The organism is Nostocoides vanveenii, assembly GCF_039531165.1.
Lineage (GTDB): Bacteria > Actinomycetota > Actinomycetes > Actinomycetales > Dermatophilaceae > Nostocoides_A > Nostocoides_A vanveenii.
This window is the reverse complement of record NZ_BAAAPN010000048.1, coordinates 1-22,549: the sequence shown is the minus strand read 5'-3', so window position 1 is coordinate 22,549 and position 22,549 is coordinate 1. Positions and strand designations below refer to the sequence as shown.

16 protein-coding genes, 1 tRNA gene and 1 pseudogene are annotated in these 22,549 nt (G+C 69.5%); 8 read left to right on the top strand and 10 right to left on the bottom strand.

Translation table 11 applies throughout. From position 1 onward, the window contains the following. Positions 1-113 precede the first annotated feature (113 nt). Together cysE and cysK are read right to left on the bottom strand one after the other, a co-directional pair. Positions 114-761 (bottom strand): serine O-acetyltransferase, encoded by a 648-nt coding sequence (gene cysE / locus ABD209_RS10740; RefSeq protein WP_425564654.1) that lies wholly within the window; start codon positions 759-761, stop codon positions 114-116. 30 nt (positions 762-791) lie between these two features. Next, positions 792-1,721: a cysteine synthase A gene (cysK, locus tag ABD209_RS10735; protein ID WP_324386916.1), complete on the bottom strand. Its 930-nt coding sequence runs from the start codon at positions 1,719-1,721 to the stop codon at positions 792-794. A 328-nt stretch (positions 1,722-2,049) separates the two neighbouring features. On the opposite strand from cysK, the gene ABD209_RS10730 reads away from it, so the two are divergent. Further along, positions 2,050-4,239 (top strand): (Fe-S)-binding protein, encoded by a 2,190-nt coding sequence (locus tag ABD209_RS10730; protein ID WP_344065925.1) that lies wholly within the window; start codon positions 2,050-2,052, stop codon positions 4,237-4,239. A 224-nt stretch (positions 4,240-4,463) separates the two neighbouring features. On the opposite strand, the gene ABD209_RS10725 is transcribed toward ABD209_RS10730, so the two are convergent. From ABD209_RS10725 to ABD209_RS10700, 6 genes are all read right to left on the bottom strand, one after another. Then, positions 4,464-5,549, bottom strand: coding sequence for an enoyl-CoA hydratase/isomerase family protein (locus ABD209_RS10725; RefSeq protein WP_344065923.1), 1,086 nt, complete (start codon positions 5,547-5,549; stop codon positions 4,464-4,466). Continuing rightward, entirely contained in the window at positions 5,546-7,975 is a 2,430-nt protein-coding gene (locus tag ABD209_RS10720) for a LuxR C-terminal-related transcriptional regulator (RefSeq protein ID WP_344065920.1), read from the bottom strand. The genes ABD209_RS10725 and ABD209_RS10720 overlap by 4 nt, the downstream gene beginning before the upstream one ends. Before the next feature lie 315 nt (positions 7,976-8,290). Then, positions 8,291-9,223, bottom strand: coding sequence for an ABC transporter substrate-binding protein (locus tag ABD209_RS10715; RefSeq protein WP_344065917.1), 933 nt, complete (start codon positions 9,221-9,223; stop codon positions 8,291-8,293). A 105-nt stretch (positions 9,224-9,328) separates the two neighbouring features. Continuing rightward, a complete protein-coding gene (locus tag ABD209_RS10710; protein WP_344065914.1) occupies positions 9,329-10,081 on the bottom strand; it encodes an ABC transporter permease in 753 nt (250 codons plus the stop codon). Further along, complete coding sequence (locus tag ABD209_RS10705) at positions 10,078-10,776, bottom strand: ABC transporter permease (protein WP_344065911.1); 699 nt, start codon at positions 10,774-10,776, stop codon at positions 10,078-10,080. Before ABD209_RS10705 ends, ABD209_RS10710 begins: the two co-directional genes overlap by 4 nt. Then, on the bottom strand, positions 10,773-11,912 hold the full coding sequence (locus ABD209_RS10700) for an ATP-binding cassette domain-containing protein (protein WP_344065908.1): 1,140 nt from the start codon (positions 11,910-11,912) through the stop codon (positions 10,773-10,775). Before ABD209_RS10700 ends, ABD209_RS10705 begins: the two co-directional genes overlap by 4 nt. A 95-nt stretch (positions 11,913-12,007) precedes the next feature. Here ABD209_RS10700 and ABD209_RS10695 point away from each other — a divergent pair, with 95 nt between their 5' ends. The 4 genes from ABD209_RS10695 to ABD209_RS10680 all read left to right on the top strand — a co-directional run bounded on the left by ABD209_RS10695 (position 12,008) and on the right by ABD209_RS10680 (position 17,079). Beyond that, positions 12,008-13,204, top strand: coding sequence for a bis-aminopropyl spermidine synthase family protein (locus ABD209_RS10695; protein ID WP_344065905.1), 1,197 nt, complete (start codon positions 12,008-12,010; stop codon positions 13,202-13,204). Next, positions 13,201-15,216, top strand: coding sequence for an HAD-IIIC family phosphatase (locus ABD209_RS10690; RefSeq protein WP_344065902.1), 2,016 nt, complete (start codon positions 13,201-13,203; stop codon positions 15,214-15,216). Before ABD209_RS10695 ends, ABD209_RS10690 begins: the two co-directional genes overlap by 4 nt. Positions 15,217-15,265: 49 nt before the next feature. After that, positions 15,266-15,661 carry an adenosylmethionine decarboxylase gene (gene speD, locus ABD209_RS10685; RefSeq protein WP_344065899.1) on the top strand — a complete coding sequence of 132 codons (396 nt, stop codon included), beginning with the start codon at positions 15,266-15,268 and terminating at the stop codon, positions 15,659-15,661. Positions 15,662-15,741: 80 nt separating this feature from the next. Next, positions 15,742-17,079, top strand: coding sequence for an MFS transporter (locus ABD209_RS10680; RefSeq protein ID WP_425564652.1), 1,338 nt, complete (start codon positions 15,742-15,744; stop codon positions 17,077-17,079). Positions 17,080-17,105: 26 nt separating this feature from the next. Here ABD209_RS10680 and dcd read toward each other — a convergent pair whose 3' ends face one another. Further along, positions 17,106-17,681 (bottom strand): dCTP deaminase, encoded by a 576-nt coding sequence (gene dcd, locus ABD209_RS10675; RefSeq protein WP_324387270.1) that lies wholly within the window; start codon positions 17,679-17,681, stop codon positions 17,106-17,108. Between the two features lie 99 nt (positions 17,682-17,780). After that, a complete protein-coding gene (locus ABD209_RS10670; RefSeq protein WP_344065896.1) occupies positions 17,781-19,298 on the bottom strand; it encodes an MFS transporter in 1,518 nt (505 codons plus the stop codon). A gap of 99 nt (positions 19,299-19,397) precedes the next feature. On the opposite strand from ABD209_RS10670, the gene ABD209_RS10665 reads away from it, so the two are divergent. The 3 genes and pseudogenes from ABD209_RS10665 to ABD209_RS10655 all read left to right on the top strand — a co-directional run bounded on the left by ABD209_RS10665 (position 19,398) and on the right by ABD209_RS10655 (position 22,220). Next, the gene (locus ABD209_RS10665; protein WP_344065892.1) at positions 19,398-20,369 is read left to right on the top strand and encodes a helix-turn-helix transcriptional regulator; all 972 of its coding nucleotides are present in this window, start codon (positions 19,398-19,400) and stop codon (positions 20,367-20,369) included. Positions 20,370-20,508: 139 nt separating this feature from the next. Further along, a tRNA-Gly gene (locus ABD209_RS10660) sits at positions 20,509-20,579 on the top strand. Between the two features lie 83 nt (positions 20,580-20,662). Next, positions 20,663-22,220 (top strand): annotated as a pseudogene (locus ABD209_RS10655) (type I restriction-modification system subunit M). Positions 22,221-22,549: the final 329 nt, after the last annotated feature.

Here is a 22,549-nt window from a genome sequence, read left to right as displayed (position 1 = left end):
CAGACGTCGCTGCGACGTCATACACGCCATGCTCCGCAACCGCCAGCCCTACCAGCCCCGCACCGCCGCTGCCGCTTGACACCGAACATAGGGACACCCCCCGCCCCAGATCCTCAGATGAACAGGGCGGGATCGCGAAAGAGGGCGTCGTAGGGGTCCTCGTCCGGAGCCTCGGGGAAGCGATAGACGGCCGGCACTCCCGTGGCGATGGCGCCCGCGGGGACGTCCTTGACGACGACGGAGTTCGCCCCGATCTGGGCGTCGTCGCCGACGTACACCGGGCCGAGGATCTTGGCCCCGGCGCCAACGGTCACTCGGTTGCCGAGGGTGGGGTGGCGCTTGACGCGCTCCATGGACCGGCCGCCGAGGGTGACCTGGTGGTAGAGCATGACGTCGTCCCCGACCTCCGCCGTCTCGCCGATGACGACGCCCATCCCATGGTCGATGAAGAAGCGCCGGCCCAGCGTCGCCCCGGGGTGGATCTCGACGCCGGTCACCGCGCGCGAGACATAGGCGATCAGCCGAGCCAGTGGCCGGGCCGCCCGGGTGCCCCACAGCGCGTGGGACACCCGGTGCAGCCAGATCGCGTGTAGGCCCGCGGAGGTGAAGAGCACGACCCACCGCGAGGTTGCCGCCGGGTCGCGGTGCATGGCGGCATCGAGGTCCTCACGGATGCCCGCGCGGGCACGCGCGAGCACCGAGCGGTGACCGGCAACAGGGCCGACGAGCATGCGACTCACCAGGTTTCGGGTCAGGGACATGGCCGTATGCCGCCCACGCGGCACCGTGCGTCAGTCCAGGAGGTCGGAGAAGAGGATGGTGGACAGGTAGCGCTCGCCGAAGCTGGGAATGATCACGACGATCGTCTTGCCGGCGTTCTCGGGGCGGTTCGCGACCTCGTTCGCCGCGGCAAGAGCCGCACCGGATGAGATGCCGACGAGCAGGCCCTCCTCCTTGGCCGCGCGGCGCGCCCATTCGACGGCCGTGTCGGCGTTGATGTCGATGACCTCGTCATAGATCGAGGTGTCGAGGATCTCGGGCACGAAGTTCGCGCCGAGGCCTTGGATCTTGTGCGGGCCGGGCTGGCCACCGTTGAGGATCGGCGACTCGGCCGGCTCGACCGCGATGATCTGGACGCCGGGCTTGCGCTCCTTGAGCACCTGGCCGACGCCGGTGATGGTGCCGCCGGTGCCGATGCCCGAGACGAGGATGTCGACGCCGCCGTCGGTGTCGCGCCAGATCTCCTCGGCCGTGGTCTTGCGGTGGATCGCGGGGTTGGCCTCGTTGGCAAACTGGCGGGCCAGGATCGCCCCGTCGCGCTCGGCGACGATCTCGTCGGCGCGGTTGACGGCACCCTTCATGCCCTCGGAGCCCGGGGTCAGGATGAGCTCGGCGCCATACGCCCGAAGCAGCGCCCGGCGCTCCTTGCTCATCGTCTCGGGCATGGTCAGCACGACGTTGTAGCCACGGGCGGCGCCGACCATGGCGAGCGCGATGCCGGTGTTGCCGGAGGTCGCCTCGACGATGGTGCCGCCGGGCTTGAGGGCGCCGGACGCCTCGGCCGCGTCGATGATCGAGACACCGATCCGGTCCTTGACGGAGTTGGCGGGGTTGTAGAACTCCAGCTTTGCGGCCACCGTCGCCGGGCTGTCGATGATCCGGTTGATCCGCACGAGCGGGGTGTTGCCGATGAGCTTGGTGACGTCGTCGTAGATGGGCACTGCGTGAACTCCGTATGAGTCGTGCGACCGAGCGGCCGCGGTGAGTGGATCGCTTTCGCTCGCCAACATTACCTAACGCGGATTTATGCCAACAACAACATCTCGTTATGTATGCCGCAACCCCGCCGGGTACGCAGGCGAGGCCGCGGCATACGTAAACGGGCCCCTGGACCTGCGCCGGAAGGGAGGTGGCCGACGCCACTCTTGAGTCTGGTCACAGCGGGGGGCCACGGCATACGCCCCTGCGTAGACTGCCGAAAGACCCCCCTCGGCGTCCGCCGGCGGGGCCGTGAATGCTCGGCGGTCGCCGGGCAGGTTGGAGTCGATCGTGCGAGTCGTGCTCGTCCTGGGCCTACTGCTGAACCTGATCGCGTTGCCGATCGCGATCCGGCGCGTCATCTTCCTGACCCGCCTGATCACCCACGGCCAGCCAGCCCCGGACCGCCTGCACACCGCTGGCGACCGGATCGCGACCGCCGCGAAGAGCGAGTTGACGGAAGTCTTCGGCCAGCGTCGCCTGTTGAAGTGGACCGCGCCGGGCATGGCGCACTTCACGATCTTCTGGGCGTTCATGATCCTCTCGACGGTCTACATCGAGGCGTATGGCGCGCTGTTCAAGTCCGACTTCGAGATCCCGATCATCGGCCACTGGCGCATCCTCGGGTTCGCGCAGGACACCATCGCCCTGATCGCCCTGGGTGGCCTGACCGTCTTCGGCATCATTCGCTGGTCCAACTCGCCGGCCAAGCTGGGCCGTCAATCCCGCTTCAAGGGCAGCCACAACACCGGCGCCTGGCTGGTGCTCTTCTTGATCCTCATGGTCATCGCGACGATGTTCCTGTATCGCGGTGCGGCCAGTGCCCTGGGGAACTACACCAACGAGGGCGCGTATGCCTCGCAAGCCCTGGGCCGGTGGATGAGTGGCTGGGGCACCAACACCCTCGAATTCCTCGAAGGCCTCGGGCTGCTGTTGCACATCGGCGTGATGCTCGGCTTCCTCATCGAGGTCGTCCACTCCAAGCATCTGCACATCTTCGCCGGCCCCATCAATGTCGCCTTCAAGCGCACTCCGATCGCCCTGGGCGCCGCTCAGCCGCTCATGGTGGCGGGCAAGCCGGTGACCATGGAGGACCTGGAGGAGATGGAGGAGGAGCCGACCCTCGGCGTCGGCAAGGTCGAGGACTTCACCTGGAAAGGCCTGCTCGACTTCGCCACCTGCACCGAGTGCGGACGCTGCCAGAGTCAGTGCCCCGCCTGGAACACCGAGAAGCCGCTCTCGCCGAAGCTGCTCATCATGGGCCTGCGCGACCACGCCTATGCCAAGGGCCCGTGGCTCCTGGCGGCCGACGAGGCGGCCCGAGAGAACTTGCCCGATGCGGCCAAGGCCGCGGCCGAGCGCCCGCTCGTCGGCGAGACTGAGGGCGAGGCGTATGCCCCAACCGGCGGCGCGGTCATCGACCCCGACGTCCTGTGGTCCTGCGTGACCTGCGGCGCGTGCGTCCAGCAGTGCCCGGTCGACATCGAGCACGTCGACCACATCATCGAGATGCGCCGCTACCAAACTCTCGTCGAGAGCGCCTTCCCCAACGAACTGGCCGGACTCTTCCGCAATATGGAGAACAAGGGCGACCCGTGGGGCATGGGCGCGCGCGCCCGTTTGGACTGGGCCAAGGACCTGCCCTTCGAGGTGCCAGTCCTCGGCGCCGACGTCGAGGACGCGGGCGACGTCGACTACCTCTTCTGGGTCGGGTGCGCCGGTGCCTTCGAGGACCGCGCGAAGAAGACGACGCGTGCGGTAGCCGAGCTGCTGCATACGGCAGGAGTGAGCTTCGCCGTCCTCGGCGACGGCGAGAAGTGCACGGGCGACTCGGCCCGGCGCGCCGGCAACGAGTTCCTCTATCAGATGCTCGCCACCGAAAACATCGAGGTCCTGAACGAGATGCAGGCGAGGAAGATCGTCGTCACCTGCGCGCACTGTTTCAACACGATCAAGAACGAATACCCGCAGATGGGCGGCAGGTACGAAGTGCTGCACCACACCCAACTGCTCAACCGGCTCGTGCGCGAGCGCAAGCTGGTCCCGGTCGCGCGGCCCTCCGAAGCGCCCGGCCTGTCCACCGCGAAGAACCCCGCCTCGACGGCATCGACGGTGACCTATCACGACCCGTGCTATCTCGGACGGCACAACCAGGTGTATGCCCCGCCGCGCGAGCTGATCGGTGCGCTGCCGGGAGTGACCCTGACCGAGATGCCCCGCAACTCCGAGCGCTCCTTCTGCTGCGGCGCCGGTGGCTCGCGGATGTGGATGGAGGAAAACCTCGGCAGCCGGATCAACGTCAACCGCACCAATGAGGCGCTCGGCACGGGCGCCCAGCGGATCGCGGTCGCCTGCCCGTTCTGCCGGGTGATGCTCACCGACGGCCTGGTCGAGCGGCAGTCCGAGGGCCTATTCGAGGACGTCGAGGTCGTCGACATCGCCCAGATGCTGCTGGCCGCGGTCAAGCGCGGCGAGGAGTAGGCCCCACCGCAGAGCGCCTGCGCGCTAGGCACGGCCGGCCGCGTTCGTTCAGTCGGACGGACGTCGCGCGGTCGGTATTCGCCCAGCTGACTTGCCCACTCGACGGGGCCGGGGTGTGCACTCGATGAGATTCCCGGCTGGCCCTCGCGTCGAGTGCACAGCTCAGGGCGTCGAGTGCACATTGCGTTGGCCGGCAGCCCCTCGTGTGAGGGGGTACGGGCAGTTCACAGGGGTGGAGATGTCCAGCAGGGCATGGTGTCCTTGTCGATCAGGACGGCGCGGACACCTTCGACGAAGTCGGCGCTCACGGTCAGTTCACGGGCGAGCATCGTGTCGGCGGCGAGGGTGCAGGCCAGGTCGGGCTCGGTAGCGGCGGCACGCACGCGGGCGAGGCTCGCGCATACGGCCTGCGGTGAGCGAGTGCCGATGGTGGCTGCGCACGCGCGTGCGGCCGGGGCCGTATGCCGTCGCAGTCGTTCCATGATCTCGTGGGGGTCGTCGCCGGCGAAACACTCGTCAATCCACTCGCGCTCGGCGAGCAGGGGCGCCGAGACGTCTGCGGCGGGCGCGGCGGGCGGCGGCACGGCCGCGGTGGCCGTCGGTTGCGCGGGGGTGTCCGCCTCAATGGACGAGACCAGGCGGTCGGCGAAGCCGAGGGCGAGGGCGTCGGCCGCCCAGAAGGTCGCGCCGGTCAGAGCGAGGTAGGTGCCCAACTCGCCCGGGGCTCGCGCGAAGAGGCGGCTGGAGCCGGCGTCGGTGAAGAAGCCGATCTTGGTCTCGGGCATCGCAAGCCGCGCGTCCGGAGTGATCCGGCGATCCTGCGCGACGGCGGCCAGGCCCAATCCGCCGCCCATGATCACGCCGTCCATGAGGACCGACACCGGCTTGGGGTAGCTCCCGACCAGCCCGATCAGGGCATACTCGCGTGCCCAGAAGTCGCCGGCCGCGACCGGGTCGCCGGCGAGCACCAGGTCCCGGACGGCCCGGACGTCGGCCCCGGCGCTGAAGGCGCGTGTGCCCGCACCCCGAAGACTCACCGCCCCGACGGTGTCGTCGTCGCGCCAGTCCAGCAACTGCGCCATCAGGTCATCGACGAGGTCGGCGGTGATGGCGTTGAGCGCGTGTGGCCGGTCGAGCACGACATGCCCCACTCCCCCGGCAACGGCGAAGCGCACGGAGTCTCCGCCCCCGTGCCGCGTCCAGAAGGCGGCATCGGGCAGCGCAAGGGAACCCCCTTGATCGCCTGGGAAGTCTTCCGTTGCGCGCGAGGGGTTGTTGGCATCGGGCGGGAAAACTGGCCCGTCGCTCATGCCTCGTCCGCCATCAGGGCGGCCAGCTTGGAGCGTGAGGGGATGTCCAGGCGGCGATAGATCTGAGCCAGGTGATTGTCGACCGTGCGCGGCGAGAGATAGAGCCGCTCGGCAATCTCCTTGCTGGTCAGGCCGGCCCCCACGAGTTCCGCAACGGCGCGCTGGGCCTTGGTCAACTGCGCGACCGGGCTCGGCGCTGACCGGCGATCGGCGGTGTCCTCCAACCGCCCGGCGGCGTCCGCGCCCTCCGGGGAGAGTTGATCATTCACCACCCACGAGCGGACCGGGAGCACCGGCGGCAGCAAGCTCAGGTCGAGTCCCGGGCGAGGATGGGCGACCGCGCCGCGCGCGGCGCGCAGCGTGGCCGCGACCCAGGCGCACCGGCCGGCGTGCTCCGGACGGGCCTGCCGCAGGGTGAGAGCGAGCCCGTCGAAAGCTTCGGCGACGCGCAACGGAAGTGGCGCGGCCGCAGCCCGCCGGGCGGCGGCGGCATACGACCCGAGGGCTTGCGCGTAGTCGCGTTGGGCGAGCAAGGCATCGGCGAGGACAATACGGGCCTCGACGCCATCGCGCGCCAGCCGGCTGCTATCGGCCAGGACGACGACGTCAGCTGCAAGGCCGGCCGCTTTGGCGAACTCTCCCGCGGCCGCGGCCTCACGCGCGCCCTGCAGTTGGTAGCCGAGGCGCACGGCCCACGGCAGTTCCTCGGGGTCGGGCGTCATCTGGGCGGGTCGGCCGGACACGCGCCGCGCGATGATGTCGGCGAGCAGGCCGATGCGGTCCTCGCCGAGCTCTGTCGCTTCTTCGCGGGCAGCCTTCGCCGTCGCAAAAGCCTCGAGCTCGCGCCCGCGTTCCCAGGCGATCTGGGCGCAGAGGATCTGGGCCGCGATGGCCAACCAGCGCTCTTCGCCTTCCGCCCCGTCGATCAGCAGTGGCGCCAGGTCCTCGGCAAGGTCGAGGTTGCCGGAGCTGACCTCGATGTCCATCAGCGTGCGGCGCGCCTGCCGGATCGCATAGGTGTCGGTCACACCGAGTGCCAGGATCCGCTCGACTTCCGACCGCGCGTCGGTGAGCTGGCCGGCGTCGAGATACATCTCGGCCCGGATCGACGCGGTCCGGGCTCGCTGGAAGGTCGCATCGTGGCAGGCGGCCGCGTGCTCCTCCGCTCGATCGAGAAAGCTCATACCGGCGAAGGTGCCGTGCACCTCGGAGGCACAGATGCCCGCCCGGCGGGCGGACTGCGCCCCGATCTCGGGAGGCCCGTCCCCGCTGGCCAGGGCCAGTTCGTAGAGCGTGAGGGCATCGCGCGGGCGCATCGCGGAGTAGAGCGTGCCGAAGGCGCGGTTGGCCAGGTCGTAGGCCAGGTCTCTGGTTGTCGGATCGTCTGCGGCCACCTGGACCGCTGCGACCGCCGCCTCGAAGTCGGCCAGCCAGGGCGAGGTGGCACTGGCGTCTTCCTCGGTCGCCGGCAGCGCCCCATCCGCCCACCGCACGAGGGCCACCCGGGTCGCCCGCCCGTCCTCGTCGGTGGCCAGGGCCAGGGCGTGCCGGCGGACGGGCGTGAGCATGCGCAGCCGACCGTCGGCACCGATCAGGACGAGAGACTGGCGCTCGAGTTGGGCGGCGACGCCGATGGCCAGCGCCCTCGGCATCCCCATGATCTGGGCCAGCACGTCGATACCGACCGGGAAGTCCAAGGTGCCGAGGCGGCGATGTGCGGTGAGCGTCCCCTCGTCTAATAGGGCGTATGACGCGCCGATCGCCCCGGCGAGTGAGTCCGGCGGCACGACGCGGTCGAGTCCGACCTGGGCCGCCTGCGATGCCATCTGCTCCAGCACCAGCGGGATGCCGCCGCTGGCCACCAGCAGCGACCGCAACTGCGTTCCGTCCCGGTCGAGATCCACCAGATCACCACCGGCCCCGGCGAGACGGCTCACGAAGAGTTCCAGCGCGGCGCCTTCGAGCGGCTGGTGCGGCAGGGGCACCGGAAGCGGATCGACCCGCAGGTCGAGCTCGGCGGGGGCGCCGGCGGGGACCAACGAGGTGACGAGGAAGCGCGCGACCCGGGTGGCGTCCAGGATGCCGGTGATCAACTCCCCCACGCCGGCGAGCAGGCCCTCGTCAACCCCGTCGAGGATCGTCAGCCGCTCATGGTCGTCGAGTGCATGGACGAGGGCGAGGATCGCGGTGTCACCGGGCGCGATATCGGCCTCCAGGGCCTGAAGCCAGGCGCCGATCAGATCCTCGATCGAGGAGATCGCGCCGACATCGATCCACACCTGGACCCGGGCCGCCGTCGCCGCATGCCTGGCGAGCAGGCTTTTGCCCACGCCGGGCGGGCCGACCAGGGTGACCCATCGGCGATCGATGAGCCCCGAACGGACACGTGTCTGCAGGTCACGCCGCCCGAGGCAAGGCGATAACACGTGGGCAGGCTACACGCGTAGGGAAATGAGTGAAATTACCGATGCCGGGCGTGGGCTCGGTCGACCAGAGTGATGGGCATACCGAGAAGGGATCGGATCCCAGCCGATCCCCGTGGCGAAGGCTCGTCGGAGGGAGGGCCTTCACACCGGTTGCGGCGCAGAGCTGGGGGGTTCGGCGCCGTTTGAGGAGGCGACCCATGCCGGGCATCGGCACGGGTCGCCTTCTTTCTGGCTCCGCGCGTGCCGCCCCTCCCGCTCCCGGGGCGACGGCACGCGCGGTCGGACAACCCGCGACCGCGGACGCGGGCCGGCCCGTCAGCCCAATCCGTTGTCGGCCAGGAACTTCGCCGCGACCGTCTGCGGGTCCGCCTTGTCGATGTCGGTCTGCTTGAGCAGGTCCGACAGGACGGCGGTCGTCAACTTCGCCGACACGGCGTCGAGGGCGGCCGTGACCTCGGCCGAGTTCTTGGACTTGGCAAGCAGCGGCACGACATTCTGCGAGCCGAAGAGCCGCTGGTCGTCGGTCAGGGTGACGAAACCGTTGGCGGCGATCGCCGGGTCAGTGGAGAAGATGTTCGCCGCCTGGACCTGGCCATTCTTGAGCGCCTGGACCAATTGCGCGCCCTTGAGCGGGCGGAAGCTGCCGAAGGTGACGCCATAGGTCTTGGTCAGGCCCGGGATGCCCTGGGGGCGCTCTTTGAACTCCGGCGGCGCACCGAGGGTCAGCTCCCCCGCGACCGGCTTGAGGTCGGCGATGGACTTCAGGTTGTTCTTCTTGGCGGTCTCGGCGGTGACATTGATCGAGTCGTTGTCCTCGGCGGCCGAGGCCTTGAGCACCTGGAGGGTATCCGGCAACAGGCCGGTCAACCCGTCGTAGACCTTGGTCGGGTCGGTCTCGGCGAAGTTCTTGTCGTAGTAGTAGGCCAGGGCACCGGTGTATTCGGGCACGACGTCGATGGATCCGTCGTCCAGGGCCTTCAGGTAGATCTCGCGGGAGCCGATGTTGAGCTTGGTGGTGGCGTTGACGCCCTTGGCTTTCAGGGCGCCGGCATAGATTTCGGCCAGCAGGACGCTCTCAGAGAAGTCCGCCGAGCCCACCACGATGCTCGTGCTCGCGGCGCTGCCGCTCGACGCGCCTGCGGCACTCGTGGTGGTGGATGACCCCAGCGGGTCGGAATACGAGCCGCAGGCGGCGAGCGCACCCACGGTCAGGACGCTCATGGCGAAGGTGAGGGTGCGGCGGGACATCGGCATACTCCTACAGGGTTGAGGTAGCGAAGGACGGGGTCTTCGCGAAGTACCGGAATAACGTTGGGTCCTGCGGTCTACCCGAGCGGACACGTCGAGGGTCTCCTAGTTCGGGATCACGTCGCGTCGGCGATCGGCGAGAGGGCCGGCGGCAGATAGTTCAACCCTCCGGCGACGCGATTGCTTCCCAGTCAGGCCGGGACTGACGAGCAGTCGGACCACCCCGGCCAGGAGGAGGTCGACCAGGAGGGCAAGCACGGCCACCAAAAGCGCCCCGCCCGCGGTGGCCGCATAGTCGCCGGTGGCGAGCCCGTCGATGAGGAAACGGCCGAGCCCCCCCAGACCGACGTAGGCCGCAATCGTCGCCGTAGCGATGACCTGCAAGGTTGCGGCCCGCACTCCCGAGAGCAGGAGTGGCAGGGCGATCGGGAGTTCGACCTGACGCAGCACCTGGCCATCGCTCAGCCCCATGCCGCGGGCGGCATCCCGGGTGGCGGGGTCGACGGCCTCGACGCCCGCATACGCCCCCGCCAGCAGTGGCGGCAGGGCGAGCAGGACGAGGACGATGATGCTCGGGGCGGTGAAGGCGAGGTCCCCGGAGAGGCGGGGCCCGAGCCAGAGGGCCAGGGCGAAGAGTAGTCCGAGGGTGGGGACCGCGCGGGCGGCATTGGCGGCGGAGACCAGCGGGCGCCCCCTGCCCGTATGCCCGATCCACAGGCCCAGCGGGAGCGCGATGAGGCTCGCGATGGCCAGGACGATCAGGCTGTAGGTCAGGTGCTCCTGGACGCGGGTGGCGATGCCGTCGGCGCCGCTCCAGTTGGCGGGATCGGTCAGCCAGTCCCAGATCTTGGGGATCATGCGGCGACCCCCACGTCGCGCGGCGCGTCGGCCGGGGCGAGGCGCCGCGCGGACGAGCGGGAGTCGGCGCGTAGCCAGGGTGTGAGCAGGCGCGCCAGACCTTGGATCAGCAGGTCGAAGAGCAGTGCCAGCACCAGACAGCCCACGATGCCGGCCCAGAGCTCACCGGGAATGTCGCGGTTGTAGCCGTCGACCAGCAGGTCCCCGAGCTGGGAGACCCCGATCAGCGAGGCGACGCTGACGATGCTGACGTTGCTGACCGCGGCCACCCGCAGGCCGGCCGCGATCACGGGGACGGCGAGGGGAAGTTGCACGGTGACCAGTCGGCGGAAGGCACCCAGACCCATCGCGCGGGCGGCGGCGTCGACATGCGACGGCACCGAGCCGAGCCCGTCGACGACCGTCCGGACCAACAGCGCGACCGTGTAGATCGTCATGGCGACGATGACATTGACGGGGTCGAGGATCTTGGTGCCGAGAATGAGCGGCATCAAGATGAAGAGCGCCAGGCTCGGGATCGTGTAGAGCAGCCCGGTCCCGGCGAGGGCCACCGGTACTAGCCGCCGGCTGCGGGCCGCCGCCCAGCCGAGCGGGATGCTCACGATCAGGCCGAGGACCAGCGGAATCGCCGCCAGCACGGCGTGTTGCACCGTCAATCGCCAGATGTCGCCGAGGTGGCCGCTGATCCAGGTCATGTCTGGACCGGTGCTTGTGTGGGTCGCCCCTGCGCGGGCGCCTGTCCGGTGCTCCCGGTCCGGTGGCGCTCGACCTCCGCCAGGACGTCACGGGCACGCACCGTCCCGAGCAGCCGGCCATCGCCGTCGACGACGACCCCGCGCCCGCTCGGCGAGGACAGGGCCGCGTCCAGCGCCGCGCGTAGCGGCCCGCCCTGAGTCGCGAGTGTGCCGCCGAGCGCAACCCGGTCGGCGCTCACCTCGGCGCGCAACCAGTCGGTATGCAGCCACCCGAGGGGGCGGCCGTCCTCGGCCACGAGCACCCAGCCGTCGACCGCCCGGCTGCGGGCCAGGTCGGCGCCGTCGCCAGGGGCGACGGTCGGCTCGGCCTGCACCGGCACTTCTCCTTCGACGAAACTCAGCGCGCGATACCCCCGGTCGCGCCCGACGAAGTCCGCGACAAAGTCGTCGGCCGGGTGGGCGAGGAGTTCCTCGGGCGTGGCGACCTGCGCTAGTCGCCCGCCCACCCGCAGCACGGCGACGAGATCGCCGAGCTTAACCGCCTCGTCGATGTCGTGGGTGACCAGGATGATCGTCTTGCCGAGTTCACCTTGCAGCCGCAGGAATTCGTCTTGCAACTGGGTGCGGACCACGGGGTCCACCGCGGAGAAGGGCTCGTCCATGAGCATGACCGGCGGGTCGGCCGCGAGGGCCCGGGCGACCCCGACGCGTTGTTGCTGGCCGCCGGAGAGTTGTCCCGGGTAGCGGGTTGCCATCTCGGCTGGCAAACCGACCACCTCCAGAAGTTCGCGGGCACGGGCATACGCGCGCTTCTTCTCCCACCCCAGCAGCAGCGGAACGGTGGCGATATTGCGCTCGATGCTCTGGTGCGGGAAAAGGCCGCCCTGCTGGATGACATAGCCGATCCCGCGGCGCAGGGCCGGCTCAGGGATGCGCGCGGTGTCGGTGTCGTCGAGCAGGATGCGGCCCGACGTGGGCTCGATCATCCGGTTGACCATGCGCAGGGAGGTGGTCTTGCCGCACCCGGAGGGACCGACGAGCACCGTGATGGCGCCCGTCGGTGCGTCCAGAGTCACCTCGTCGACGGCAATCGTGCCGCCGGGATAGCGCTTGGTGACCTTCTCGAATCGGATCATCGGCCGCCTATCAGTTCGGAGGCGTCAACGCTAACCCGGGCCACCGACAGCGGGCCAACGAAGCGGAGGCGCATCGCGGGCTACCCTCGTGAGCAATGTCGACCTCGCCCGCCTTGACCGCGCCGTTCGGCGTGCTCGCGCAGGTCGCCGATGCCACCCAGCTCGGCGAGGGCGAGGCCGGAGTCTTGCGAGTGCTGCGCGCGCTCGCCGGGCCGGACCGCCGAGCAGCGGGCGAGATCAGCCGGTTCGCTCGGCTGCCGGTGCCCGTCGCGAGCGCCGTCCTCGGCGAGTTGCGCACGCTCGGTGTGGTCGATGGCCTGCGCCCGGCCGGCCTGACCGCGGATGGCCGCGCACTGGTCGCCACGCTAGGCCTGCGGCCCTTGACGTATGCCGTTGACCCCTGGTCCGCACCGCTGTCACCTGACCTTGTGGCCGTGGCCGGCGCGCTGGACGCGCTCGTCGGGCAGCAACCGGACGTCGATGTCACCCTCGATCAGTCCTTCGCGACCGGCGAGACGAAGGTCCGCCGGGTGCTGTGGATGATCGCGGCCGGGGCCTTGCCGACGCCGTCCCTGTTGATCGTGGGCGATGACGATCTGCTGTCCGTGGCCGTGGCCCGCGTCGGCGCGGCGCTGGGCGTGCCGCTGGCGGGCGAGGTCGTCGTCATCGACATCAGCGCTGCCATTCTCGCGACGATCGCTTCGTCGGCGCCGCCCGACGCGGCGATCGACCTGATCGAGCACGACGTGCGTCGCCCGCTCCCGCCGGCGGCTCGCGGGCGCAGTTGCGTGGCCTCGACCGACCCGCCCTATACGACCCAGGGTGCGGCGCTCTTTCTCGCCCGGGCCTTGGAGGGCCTGCGGCCGGGGCCGGGCTGGGACGCCTTCCTGCACTACGGCGCGAAACCGCCCGGCCCCGCGATCGACCTGCAGGGCGAGTTGACGCGGCTGGGCCTGGTCGTGCGCGAGCTGCGCCCAGGGGTCAATCACTATCTCGGAGCCGGTGTGATCGGCGGACGCTCGGACGCCTACCGCCTTGAGCTCACCGCTCAACAGTCGGCCGAAACGGATTGGGAGGCAACGGCATACGACGGGCCGCTGTACACCGCAGACCTCCGCGCCCGGCCGCGAACCTATGTGTGCGCGGGCTGCGGCGAGCGCTTCATCGTCGGCCCACGAGAGCCGATCGCCACGGTCGGCGCCCTGCAGGCCCACGGGTGCCCCACGTGTGGCGGCACGAGCTTTCGCCCGGGCAGCCTTGCGCCGCAGTCGATTCCGGGAGAGAAGGCATGACCCTGAGCGTGCGACCGGCCACCGCCGATGACCTCCCGGCCCTCGTCGCCTACGAGATCGAGATCGCCCAGGTGTCCTTCGGCGCCGAGGCGGTGACGGATCCGGCCAAGCACGAAGGTCGGATTGTCAAGGGCCTGGAGCGCGACCCGGACGGTTGCCTGGTCGTTGTCGACGCGGCCGGCAAGGTCCGCGGTTGGCTTTGGATGGCGATCAACACCAACTTCGTCACCGGCGATAGATATGCGAATTTTCGTTCTCTCGCAGTCAGTTCCGGTGCGGATTCGACGGCGGTGGCGCGGCTGCTCATTGACGCCGGGTTGGCGTATGCGCGTGCCCATGACGTCACGCACGTCACCGGCAAGGTCAACGCCGCAAATGTGCCGATGCGCGTTCTCTATGCCGAGTTCGGGTTTGCGCCGACCCACCTGACCATGGAGGCCCGGCTCGATGGCTTGACCCGAAATGATTCCGGCGCAACGGATTCCGTGGTGCGGCAACCGGTGGTGAAGTGCATCGTCTGGGATCTCGACGGCACGGTTTGGGATGACGTTGCCGTCGAACTCCCGGAGGGCGTCCTCCCCCGCCCGCGCGCCGACGTCCTGGCGACGATGCGGCGCCTGTCCGATCACGGCATCGTCAACGCCCTTGCGAGTCGCACCGCGCCAGAGGTCGCACACCTTGTTGCGGCGTGGCCGCAGTTGGACGGGCTTCTTGTCGCGAAACAGATTGCCTGGCAGGACAAGAGCCGCGCGATCGAGTTGATCGCCGAAGAACTGGGCGTCGCGATCGATTCGCTGCTCTTGGTTGACGACACCGCCTTCGAGCGGGCGGAGGTCGGCCACACTCTGCCCGGCGTCCGGACGATGGATCGCGAGGAACTGCTCGCCCGGCTGCCCGAGATCCTGCCCGCCCACCCCTCGTCCGAGGCCGGGCGACGCACCACCCGCTATCAAGCCAACGCGCGCCGTCGGGACGCAGCGCGGGCGTATGCCGACCGGGTCGCCTTCCTGCGCTCGTGCGCGATGCGCCTGAGCGTCCGTCCGGCCGAGCCGAACGAATTGCCGCGGGTCCTCGAACTCGCAACTCGCGCAAACCGGCTCAGCTCCACCGGCCTGGCGCTGGATGACGGGCTGCTCAGCCGGTATGCCGCGGACGGCCGGGTGTTCGTCGGCCGGCTGACCGATCGTTTCGGCGACGACGGGCTGGTCGCGATCGCGCTCCTCGCGCCGACGGGCAGGCCGGTTGACGAGGTGCCTGCTGCTCGGCCGAGCACCGCAGACCCAGGCGGTCTGCGCGTCGAACTGCTCAGCGTGTCCTGCCGAGTGGCCGGGCGGGGGGTGGCGGAGGCCTTCGTGGCCGAGTTGACCGCGCTGGCCGATGCCGCTGACGGACGTGGTCTCACGATCCCCATCAGGGCCACGGGGGCCAACACCGAACTGCGAGTGCTCCTGCGCAGCATGGGATTCGACCTCGTGGAGGTCGGCCCGGACCTGGTCGAAGCGCGCAGCGAGGGCGGGCGGCTCGAAGCCCCCGGCTGGATCGCCGTCGACTCGCCCGGCGCTAAGGAAACACCGGCGCCCATGTCTGACGAGCCCTTCGCTGACGCGGACGCCGACGAGCCCGCGGATGCGGCAGGGGACGCGGCCTCGGTGTTGGTGATCGAACAGGGCGACGCCGCGCCGTTGCCAGGCCCGCCGAGCCCGGAAACGCACCCGCCCAGCACGGTAGGCGACCCGAGATGCGCGGGGGTGGGCAACGGCATACGGCAAGAGGGGCGGCTCGATGCGCTCGTCGGCGACGCGCTCGGGATGAACGCCGACGATGTCGCGCGCCTGCCGGACGACACGTCACTCCTGCGCCCACCGCTTGCCCTGTCCTCGCTCGCCGGAGCGCGGCTGCTCGCCCGCATCGACGAGACCTTCGGCGGCAGCCTGGCCGCCGCCGACCTCACCCTCGAGGCACTGACATCACTGGGCGCCCTACGCGCCTATGTCGCCCGGCGCACGCGCTGACCGTCGCCAAGCCGGCCCAGTGGCCGCGCGGGGCTACCATGAACGACCGATGGACAGCTCCCGCGCGACCCCAGTTCCGGCCACTGCCGCATCAACCGAGATGTGCTCGTATGCCGTGGATCTCTGGACCTCGGATGTCGCCATCCTGCACGACGAGCCGCGCCTGAAGTCCGTGTTGTATGCCGCGGCCGAGGCGGGCCAGGCGATCGTGCTGGCGGAAGCGAGCCACATCTTCCCCAACGGGGCGGTCACGATCTCGCTGGTGCTCTCGCAATCGCACCTGAACGTGCACACGTGGCCGGAGCTGAAGCTGGCGAACATCGACCTGCTGACCTGCGGAGTCCTCGAAGGCGACACCATCTTGACCTACCTGCGCACCCACTTGTCGGCAACCCGCTGCAATGTCACCCGTGTGACACGCGACGCCACGGGAGAACCCCACTGACGGCCGACGCCGCGGCCCAGCTCACCCGGCGCAGCCCGGCGGGCCGGGGCGCGCTAACCGCCGTCACGCTCGGCTCGGCCATGGCGCTGATGGACGGCACGGTCGTCAATATCGCCGTGCGCGCCATCGGCGCGGACCTGGTTGCCTCACTGGCGCAACTGCAATGGGTGGTCAATGGCTATCTGCTGACGCTCGCCTCCCTCGTCCTGGTCAGCGGGGCGCTCGGTGACCTACGCGGCCGCCGGCAGCTCTATGTCGTGGGGATCGCGTGGTTCGCGCTCGCCTCGAGCGCCTGTGCACTGGCACCCACGGCCACCGCGCTGATCATCGCGCGGGCCGTTCAGGGTGTCGGCGCCGCACTGCTCACCCCGGGCGCGCTCGCGGTCATTCAGTCGAGCTTCGTGCCCGAGGACCGCCCGGCGGCCATCGGCACATGGGCGGGAGTCTCGGGGATCGCGACCGCGGTGGGGCCCTTCGTCGGCGGTTTCCTGCTCGACCACGGCGGCTGGCGCGGGATCTTCGCCATCAACGTCCCGGTGGCCGCGGTGGTGATCGCGCTGACGCTGCGATACGTCCCGGAGAGCCGTGACCCGGAGGCCGACGGGCGACTCGATCTGGTCGGAGCCGCGTTAACGGTGGCGGGCCTTGCGGCGCTGACCTTGGGGTTGATCGGATCGGGCGAATCGTCGGCGGCCCGGACGATTGCGTTGTGCGCGAGTGGTTTTGGGCTCCTGGGACTATTTGTCGCGCGGGAGCGACGGGCGCCGCGGCCGCTGGTGCCGCTCGGCTTGTTCGCGTCCCGCGTCTTCAGCGCGGCCAATGCCATGACGCTGCTGGTTTATGGGGCGCTGGGCGCGGTGCTCTTTCTGCTGACGATTCAGTTGCAGGTGTCGGCGGGCTTCAGCCCGTTGGCGTCCGGACTGGCAACGCTGCCGATCACCGTCGCGCTGTTGCTCCTGTCGTCGCGGTTCGCGGCGCTGGCGCATCGGATCGGGCCGCGGATCCCGATGTCGGCCGGGCCGATCCTGTGTGCCGTGGGTGTCGTGCTGCTGGCTCCCGTGGGGCGGGGCACCGGGTATTGGCTCGGCGTCTTCCCGGGCATGTGCGTCTTCGGACTCGGTCTGGCCGCCCTGGTCTCGCCGCTGACCGCAGCGGTGCTCGGGGCCGCGCCCGATCGCTATGCCGGCACTGCGTCCGGCATCAACAACGCCGTCGCCAGGGCCGGCTCGCTGCTGGCCGTCGCCGCCCTGCCTCCGCTCGTCGGCCTGACCGGCACGGCGTATGACGATCCCGCCGCCTTCACCGACGGCTACCGGCTTGCCTGCTTCGCGTGCGCCGGCCTGCTGACGGCCGGCGGCGTGGTGAGCTGGCTCGGCCTCGGACGGACTGCGGAGTCTGCGATTTCCGGCCAGATCTGAAGGCGTCGGTGACGTCGGCCACCGGCTCAGACGTCGGTGCGGTGGAAGTTCTGGAAACTGCGTGACGCGGTCGGGCCGCGCTGGCCCTGATAGTGCGAGCCGTATGCCGCGCTGCCATACGGGTTCTGCGCGGGGCTGCTGAGCCGGATGAAGCAGAGCTGACCGATCTTCATACCGGGCCACAGCATGATCGGCAGGGTCGCGACATTGGATAGTTCCAGGGTCACGTGACCGCTGAAACCCGGGTCGACGAAGCCAGCGGTCGCGTGGGTGAGCAGGCCGAGCCGCCCGAGCGAGGACTTGCCCTCGACGCGCGCCGCCAGATCGTCGGGCAGGCTCACGGTCTCCAGGGTCGACCCGAGCACGAACTCGCCGGGGTGCAGGACGAAGCCCTCGTCGGGATCGACCTCGACCAGCCGGGTCAGGTCCGGCTGGTCGGCGGACGGGTCGATGACGGGGTACTTGTGGTTGTCGAAGAGCCGGAAGTACTTGTCCATCCGGACATCGATGCTGCTGGGCTGAACCATCGCCGGATCCCACGGGTCGAGCACCACCCGACCGGCATCGATCTCGGCGTGGATGTCACGGTCGGAGAGCAGCACGGCGTCAGGCTATCCCGCTCACGTCGAGAGGCCGGTTCAGGCCTTTCGACGACCCTCGACCGGCCACTCGACGGGAGACGAGAGAGAGGGGCAGATGAATCAGTGGGCGCCGGGGGCCGCGTGTTGGTGCGCGTCGCGGGGAATGATCAGCGCAACGGCGGCCACGAGCACCAGTAGCGCGGCCATCACCGCAAGCACCGCCACGTATGCCGGGCCGAAGACCTCGCTCGGGGCACCCGAGACCTGGCGCTTGGCGACCTCGAAGAAGAGCGTCCCCATGCCGGCCGCGCCCAGCGCATTCGCCAACTGACCGGTCGTGTTGAACTGCCCGGACGCCGCCCCGGCCTGCGCGCCGTCCACGGCGACGAGTGCCAGCGGCGCCGTGGAGGAGACGACGAAGCCGAAGCCCGCTCCGACGAGCACGATCGCCGGGACGAACGTCCAGAAGCTCGTCGCCCCGTCCGCCACCCGCACGGTCAGCCCCATGACGCCCGCGCCGAGCGCCATGATCAACGCCCCCAGCACGAGCACCTTGCGGCCGATGCGCGGCATCAGTACGGCCGCGCCGGTCCCGGCGGTCACCGTGCAGATCAGCGCAAACGGAATGTTGACCAGCCCGGCCTTGAGCACCGACCACCCCAGCCCGATCTGGAAATAGAGCGTCCCCGCAAGGAAATACCCCGTCCCGGCGATGAAGAGCAGCGCGCCGGTGAGCGTGCCGCCGGTGAAGGCGCGGCCGGCATAGAGCGAGGTCGCGAGCAGCGGCTGGTGACCGACGCGCTCGTGGCGGCGCTCGGCTCGCACGAACACGAGCAGGCCGGCCACGCCGGCCAGCATCACGGCATACGTCCACGTGGGCCAGCCGAGTTCGTGACCCATCGTCAACGGATACAGCAGCGCCAGCAGGGCGAGCGAGAGCGCGACAACCCCACGCAGGTCGACGCGGGCGGCGAGGGCAGCGCGCGACTCGGGGATGAACCGCAGCGCGGCGGCCAACGCGACCACGCCAACCGGCACGTTGACGAGGAAGACCCACCGCCAGCCGACGGTCTCGGTCAGGACCGCCCCCAAGATCGGCCCGATCACCGCGGCCAGACCGGCCAGGCCGGAGAAGATGCCCATCGCCATGCCCCGCTCGTGCGGTGCGTACATGACCTGGATGCTGGTCAGCACTTGCGGCACCATCGCCGCGGCGGCGACCCCCTGGACCGCCCGGAAGGCGACCAGCGCCTCGATCCCCGGCGCGAGCCCGCACGCCGCGGAGGCGAGGGTGAAGCCGATCAGGCCGAGCACGAACAGGCGCCGCCGGCCGAAGCGGTCGCCCAGTCGGGCGCCGGTGATCAGCGAGATCCCGAAGGCGAGGGGGTAGGCCGCGACCACCCACTGCAGCAGCCCGGCGGTCGCGCCGAATGATGCGTCGATGGTGGGGAGGGCCACATTGACGATGGTCACGTCGATGAGTTCCATCATCGAGGCGAGCAGCAGGCTGACGAGGGCGAGGGTGCGGACCCGGCCGTCGACGAGGGGGACGAAGCCCTGGGCATCGACGGCATCGGCAGTGGTGTCGGACGGGCCGACGGGCGGACGAGGGTCGTCCGCGACGAGCGGAGTGGACATCGGTGGCTCCTGCCTATCGTGCGGCGGATGTGGTGACAGCACCGACGGTAGGAGCGCTTCCGGCCAGTTTCTGACCTGATTCTGACGCACTATGAATTCATGGCCAACACGAGTTCGCGCACCCTCCGGCTGCTGACGCTGCTGCAGACGCACCGCTTCTGGCCGGGCCCGGAGCTGGCCGACCGGCTCGACGTCTCCGAGCGCACGCTGCGCCGGGACGTCGAGCGCCTGCGCGACCTCGGCTATCCCGTTGCGTCCACCCGTGGCATGGAGGGCGGCTATCAGCTCGGCTCAGGCGGGGCCTTGCCCCCGCTCGTCGTCGACGAGGACGAGGCGATCGCCATGGTCGTCGCGCTCGGCGCGGCGGCCAATATCGCCGCCGGCTCGCTCGGCGACGCCACCTTGTCGGCGCTGTCCAAGGTGGTCCAGGTGCTCCCGCCGCGACTGCGCCGTCGGGCGGAGGCGCTGCGCGCCGTGACCGTCGCGTCCCCGCTCGGGCAGGCCCCCGAGGTCGAAGCCTCGGTGTTGGCCGCCCTCGCCCAGGCGATCCGCGACGCCGAGCGAGTGCGCTTCGGCTACACCGCGCGCGGCGGCGCGGCGGCCGGTGAACTCGCCCGGCGCCACGTCGAGCCGACCAAGCTGGTGACCGTCGGCCGCCGCTGGTATCTCGTCGCCTACGACCTCGATCGCGGCGATTGGCGCTCCTTCCGCCTCGATCGCCTCATCGATCCCGAAGGCACCAGGGCCCGCTTCCGGCCGCGCGAGATCCCCGGGGGTGACGCGGCGGCATACGTGCGATCGGGTCTGCGCGAGGCCGCCGGCGGCGGCTATCAGGTCGTGGCTCTCGCACAGACGCCCGCCGCGCTTGCGGAGGCCGCGATAGGCCGCTGGACCGACATCACGCCGATCGACACCACTTCGTGTCGCGTGCGCATGGAGTCTCTCGATCTCGCGTGGCTCGTGGTGGCGCTCGGCAAGCTCGACGCGCCCTTGGTCATCGAGTCGGCGAGTCCCGCGGCGATGGAGGGCCTGCGGGCGTGGTCCGGCCGGCTGGCCGCGGCCCTCCCCTGACGGATTGCCGTATGCCGCTTCCCCCATCCGGATGGGGGGCCGGCCTGAGCGTGCGCCGGGTTCACGGCGTGCGGGAGCCGTGGACGAGGTGGGTTAGACTTCCGGGGCTGCCGCGGGCCTTTAGGCCACGCGCTCGCACGCCGGTGTAGCTCAATGGTAGAGCGCCAGCTTCCCAAGCTGGACACGCGGGTTCGATTCCCGTCACCGGCTCCCTACCGCGATTGAACCGTCGCCTGGGGCAAGATCGTCACCATGCCACCCACTTCCGCGCCCGCCAGCCATACCCGTCGCCCATGACGAAGGAGCAGCAGCGTGCCGAGCTGCACAGGGCCATCTGGCGGATTGCCAACGACCTGCGCGGCAGCGTCGACGGGTGGGACTTCAAGGGCTACGTGCTCGGGATGCTCTTCTATCGGTTCATTTCCGAGAACCTCACGGACTTCCTCAACGGGCTGGAGCGGGCGGCCAATGTCCCCGACTTCGACTATGCGCAACTGAGCGATGGGAGGGCCGAGTTCGGGCGGGACGTGACCGTGTCGGACAAAGGCTTCTACATCCTGCCCAGTGAGCTCTTCGCCAACGTGCGCGCCCGCGCGGCCGACGATGCCGACCTCAACGAGACGCTCGAGCGGGTCTTCCGGAATATCGAGGCCTCGGCGGTCGGCACGGCGAGCGAGGGCGAAGGGCCTCTTCGACGATCTCGATGTCAACAGCGCCAAGCTCGGCCCGACTGTGGCGCGTCGCAATGAGAAGCTCGTCAAGCTGCTATACGCGATCGGTGACCTGGGTCTGGGGACTTTCGGCGACAACACGATCGACGCCTTCGGTGATGCCTACGAGTTCCTCATGACCATGTATGCGTCGTCGGCCGGCAAGTCGGGGGGAGAGTTCTTCACGCCGCAGGAGGTCAGTGAGCTGCTCGCCCGGATCACCGTCGTCGGCAAGACCGAGGTCAACAAGGTCTACGACCCGGCGTGCGGCTCGGGCTCGCTGCTGCTGAAGTTCGCCAAGGTGCTCGGCAAGGAGAACGTGCGGCAGGGCTTCTTCGGCCAGGAGATCAACCTGACGACCTACAACCTGGCGCGGATCAATATGTTCCTGCACGACGTCAACTACGAGAAGTTCGACATCGCGCACGGAGACACCCTCATCGACCCGGCGCACTGGGACGACGAGCCCTTCGAGGCGATCGTCTCGAACCCGCCCTACTCCACGAAGTGGCCGGGCTCGGACAATCCGCTGCTCATCAACGACCCGCGCTTCGCTCCCGCCGGTGTGCTCGCGCCCAAGAGCAAGGCCGACCTCGCCTTCACCATGCACATCCTGTCGTGGCTGGCCGTCGACGGGACCGCGGCGATCGTCGAGTTCCCGGGCGTGCTCTATCGCGGGGGCGCGGAGCAGAAGATCCGCAAGTACCTCGTCGACAACAACTACGTCGACGCCGTCATCCAGCTCCCGCCGGACCTCTTCTTCGGCACGACGATCGCGACCTGCATCATCGTGCTTAAGAAGAGCAAGTCCGACAACGCGATCCTCTTCATCGACGGCTCGGCGCTGTTCACCCGCACGGGCAACAAGAACAAGCTCACCGATGCGCATCAGAAGCGGATTCTCGAGGCGTTCGTATGCCGCGAGGCCGCTCCTCACTTCGCAGCCCTCGTTGACGCAGAGACCATTGAGGAGAACGGCTACAACCTCTCGGTGACGTCGTATGTCGAGGCGGAGGACACCCGTGAGGAGGTCGACATCGTCGCACTGAATGCGGAGATCGCCCGCATCGTCGAGCGACAGGATGAATTGCGCACCAAGATCGACGCCATCGTCGTCGACCTCGAAGGTCACACGCCGTGAGACCGAATATCGCGAACACTCCCGTGCCTCACCCCTACTTGGGCGAGGTTGGCACCTTCACGCGGGGTGCGGGGCTCCAGAAATCGGACCTTCGGTCGGTAGGAAGTCCGGCGATCCACTACGGGCAGGTCCACACCCACTACGGAGTGTGGGCTACCGAGACCAAATCATTCGTCGATCAGAGTTTGGCCGCCCGATACAAGATCGCACAGCCGGGCGCTCTCGTGTGTCGACGGACACGAGAAACTGCCCGGAGACGGCCATGAAGCTGCCCGCCGGCGGTCATGAGTTCTGCCCGCTGACGGTCATGGGATCTGCCCGACACGACG

What these genes read in the sequence shown, in the direction of transcription:
- ABD209_RS10715 (WP_344065917.1), bottom strand. Translation starts at nt 9,223, where the DNA reads ATGTCCCGCCGCACCCTCACCTTCGCCATGAGCGTCCTGACCGTGGGT.
- ABD209_RS10690 (WP_344065902.1), top strand. Translation starts at nt 13,201, where the DNA reads ATGACCCTGAGCGTGCGACCGGCCACCGCCGATGACCTCCCGGCCCTC.
- ABD209_RS10680 (WP_425564652.1), top strand. Translation starts at nt 15,742, where the DNA reads ATGGCGCTGATGGACGGCACGGTCGTCAATATCGCCGTGCGCGCCATC.
- ABD209_RS10725 (WP_344065923.1), bottom strand. Translation starts at nt 5,549, where the DNA reads ATGAGCGACGGGCCAGTTTTCCCGCCCGATGCCAACAACCCCTCGCGC.
- ABD209_RS10665 (WP_344065892.1), top strand. Translation starts at nt 19,398, where the DNA reads ATGGCCAACACGAGTTCGCGCACCCTCCGGCTGCTGACGCTGCTGCAG.
- cysE (WP_425564654.1), bottom strand. Translation starts at nt 761, where the DNA reads ATGTCCCTGACCCGAAACCTGGTGAGTCGCATGCTCGTCGGCCCTGTT.
- ABD209_RS10705 (WP_344065911.1), bottom strand. Translation starts at nt 10,776, where the DNA reads ATGACCTGGATCAGCGGCCACCTCGGCGACATCTGGCGATTGACGGTG.
- ABD209_RS10695 (WP_344065905.1), top strand. Translation starts at nt 12,008, where the DNA reads ATGTCGACCTCGCCCGCCTTGACCGCGCCGTTCGGCGTGCTCGCGCAG.
- ABD209_RS10700 (WP_344065908.1), bottom strand. Translation starts at nt 11,912, where the DNA reads ATGATCCGATTCGAGAAGGTCACCAAGCGCTATCCCGGCGGCACGATT.
- speD (WP_344065899.1), top strand. Translation starts at nt 15,266, where the DNA reads ATGGACAGCTCCCGCGCGACCCCAGTTCCGGCCACTGCCGCATCAACC.
- ABD209_RS10710 (WP_344065914.1), bottom strand. Translation starts at nt 10,081, where the DNA reads ATGATCCCCAAGATCTGGGACTGGCTGACCGATCCCGCCAACTGGAGC.
- ABD209_RS10670 (WP_344065896.1), bottom strand. Translation starts at nt 19,298, where the DNA reads ATGTCCACTCCGCTCGTCGCGGACGACCCTCGTCCGCCCGTCGGCCCG.